Raw genomic sequence first — 3,141 nt, 5'->3', positions numbered from 1 at the left:
GCATCGACCCCTCGCCGGTTGTGGCACTCAACCGCGCCGCGGCCATAGGCATGCGCGACGGCCCGCAGGCCGGACTGGCGGCAATCGAGACGGTCATGGGACAAGGCGGGCTGGACGGCTACCATCTGGCTTATGCCGCACAGGCAGACATGCAGCGCAGGCTTGGCTTGACCGACGCGGCAAAGACCTCCTACCGGCGGGCGCTTGAGCTGACCCGGCAACCGGCGGAACGCCGGTTCATCGAGGGGCGCCTCAATCAGCTTTGAACGGAGTGGCTGCACAGGAAACCAGTGCTTGTTTTCCTGTTTTGTTCTCCCTATAGACGCGCTACATTCGTTCTTTCGATTCGAGTCAATTGTGATTCTTTCCACTGAAAAATCTTGGCTGTGAATCGCGGGTATCAAAGCTCATTGGACAGGCACTGGTGCAGATAAGTCAGCATGGACTTGTCACGTTCTGATATCGAGAAGCCGGGATCGAAATCGGGGACATCATGGCAGAAGCAGCGCGAAAATTCGGCGTGGCGGAAACACCGCTTTATCGTGAAGCGCCAAACAATATCGAGGCCGAGCAGGCGCTGCTCGGCGCCATCCTCGTCAACAACGATGCCTTCTACCGCGTCTCGGACTTCCTCAAGGCCAGCCATTTCTATGAGCCGCTGCACCGCAAGATCTTTGAGGTGGCGTCCGAGTTCATCCGCATGGGCAAGGTCGCGACGCCGATCACGCTGAAAACCTTCCTGCCGGCCGACGAGAAGGTCGGCGACATGACGATGGCGCAATATGTCGTGCGGCTGGCGGTCGAGGCCGTGACCGTCGTCAACGCCACCGATTATGGCCGCGCCATCTATGATCTCGCCACGCGCCGGGCGCTGATCACCGTCGGCGAGGACATGGTCAACATCGCCTATGACGCGCCGGTCGACATGGCGCCCGGCGAGCAGATCGAGGATGCCGAGCGGCGGCTATTCGAGCTGGCCGAAAACGGCCGTTACGATGGCGGTTTCGAAAGTTTTTCCGATGCATTGAAGAACGCCGTCGACATGGCCAGCGCGGCCTATATGCGCGATGGCCACCTGTCCGGCATTGCCACCGGCCTGCGCGATCTCGACCACCGCATGGGCGGCCTGCAGCCATCGGATTTGATCATCATCGCCGGCCGCCCGGGCATGGGCAAGACGTCGCTGGCCACCAACATCGCCTACAACATCGCGGCCGCCTATGAGCCTGCCCAGCAGGCCGACGGCTCCGTCAAGGCGGCCAATGGCGGCGTCGTCGGCTTCTTCTCGCTCGAAATGTCGTCGGAGCAGTTGGCCACCCGCATCATCTCCGAGCAGACCGAGATTCCATCCTCGAAAATCAGGCGCGGCGACCTGACGGAAGCCGATTTCGGCAAGCTTGTCGCCTACACGCAAGAGAACCACAAGCGCCCTCTCTATATTGACCAGACGGGCGGTATTTCTATCGCCCAGCTTGCGGCGCGCGCGCGCCGCCTCAAGCGCCAGCGCGGGCTGGATTTGATGGTCATCGACTATATCCAGCTGATGCAGGGTTCATCCGCCAAGGCGTCGCAAAACCGCGTCCAGGAAATCACCGAGATCACCACCGGATTGAAGGCGCTGGGCAAGGAGCTTGGCGTGCCGATCATCGCCCTCTCACAGCTCTCGCGTCAGGTCGAAAGCCGCGACGACAAGCATCCGCAACTGTCCGACCTGCGCGAATCGGGCTCGATCGAGCAGGACGCCGACGTGGTGCTGTTCGTGTATCGCGAGGAATACTACATCAAGAACAAGGAGCCGGAGAGAGGCACGCCGGAGCACCTCGCCTGGGAAACAAAGATGGTCGAGGTCCAGGGCAAGGCCGAAGTGATCATAGCCAAGCAGCGCCATGGCCCGACCGGCACCGTCAGCCTTGCCTTCCAGGGCGAGTTCACCCGCTTCTCCGACCTTGCCGAGGAGCATCACCTGCCGGAAAGGTTCGAGTAGCTTTTTGACCTACCCCAGCCCACTTCGCCCAGGCCATTTTCAAGCGGCATCCCTCTGATGGCCAAGTCGCGTGTTCAGTTCATCTGCCAGAGTTGCGGATCGGTGCATCAGCGCTGGGCCGGCAAATGCGATGCCTGCGGCGAGTGGAACACGCTGGTCGAGGAAGGCACGTCGGGCGGCATCGGCTCGGGTCCGGCCAACACGCGCAACGCCCGCAAGGGCCGCGCGGTGGTGCTGACCACGCTGTCCGGCGACATCGAGGACGCGCCGCGCATCATCTCGGGCATCGGCGAGCTCGATCGCGCCACCGGCGGTGGTTTCGTGCGTGGCTCGGCGCTGCTGGTCGGCGGCGATCCCGGCATCGGCAAATCAACGCTGCTCACCCAGGCGGCCGCCGCACTGGCGTCAAAAGGCCACCGCATCGTCTATGTCTCGGGCGAAGAGGCGGTCGCGCAGATCAGGCTGCGGGCGCAGCGGCTTGGCGTCGCCTCCTCTCCGGTCGAACTTGCCGCCGAGACCAATGTCGAAGACATCCTCGCCACAATAGCCGATGGCAAACGGCCTGACCTCGTCATCCTGGATTCGATCCAGACGCTGTGGACCGACCTTGCCGATTCGGCGCCGGGCACCGTCACCCAGGTGCGTGCCGCCGCGCAGGCGATGATCCGCTACGCGAAATCCACAGGGGCGGCGATCGTGCTGGTCGGCCATGTCACCAAGGAAGGCCAGATCGCAGGGCCGCGTGTCGTCGAGCACATGGTCGACGCCGTGCTCTACTTCGAAGGTGAAGGCGGGCATCATTACCGTATCCTGCGCACGGTGAAGAACCGTTTTGGACCGACCGACGAGATCGGCGTCTTCGAAATGTCGGACAAGGGCCTGCGCGAGGTCGCCAACCCGTCCGAGCTTTTCCTTGGCGAACGCCATGCCAAATCGCCCGGTGCTGCGGTTTTCGCCGGCATGGAGGGCACAAGGCCGGTGCTGGTCGAGATCCAGGCGCTGGTCGCGCCCTCCTCGCTCGGCACGCCACGCCGCGCCGTCGTCGGCTGGGACGGCGCCCGGCTGTCGATGATCCTGGCGGTTCTCGAAGCCCATTGCGGGGTCCGCTTCGGCAGCCACGATGTCTATCTCAACGTCGCTGGCGGCTACCGCCTCTC

The 3,141-nt window shown here is 63.2% G+C and carries 2 protein-coding genes and 1 pseudogene; all 3 read left to right on the top strand.

What is annotated here, in order from left to right:
• Nucleotides 1-266: pseudogene (locus EN935_RS28610) on the top strand (RNA polymerase subunit sigma-24); the annotation flags it as partial.
• A gap of 227 nt (nt 267-493) precedes the next feature.
• Complete coding sequence (locus EN935_RS28605; protein WP_109662809.1) at nt 494-1,984, top strand: replicative DNA helicase; 1,491 nt, start codon at nt 494-496, stop codon at nt 1,982-1,984.
• A 57-nt stretch (nt 1,985-2,041) separates the two neighbouring features.
• Nucleotides 2,042-3,141 (top strand): DNA repair protein RadA (gene radA, locus EN935_RS28600; RefSeq protein ID WP_127373865.1); only part of this gene is annotated, 1,100 nt, incomplete at its 3' end.

It is taken from the genome of Mesorhizobium sp. M7D.F.Ca.US.004.03.1.1 (genome assembly GCF_003998635.1).
In the GTDB taxonomy this organism is placed as follows: Bacteria; Pseudomonadota; Alphaproteobacteria; order Rhizobiales; family Rhizobiaceae; genus Mesorhizobium; species Mesorhizobium loti.
This window is presented reverse-complemented; position numbering and strand designations above follow the sequence as displayed.

Bases quoted from the DNA above. Each gene is read 5' to 3' on its own strand.
- EN935_RS28605 (WP_109662809.1), top strand. From the start codon at position 494: ATGGCAGAAGCAGCGCGAAAATTCGGCGTGGCGGAAACACCGCTTTAT.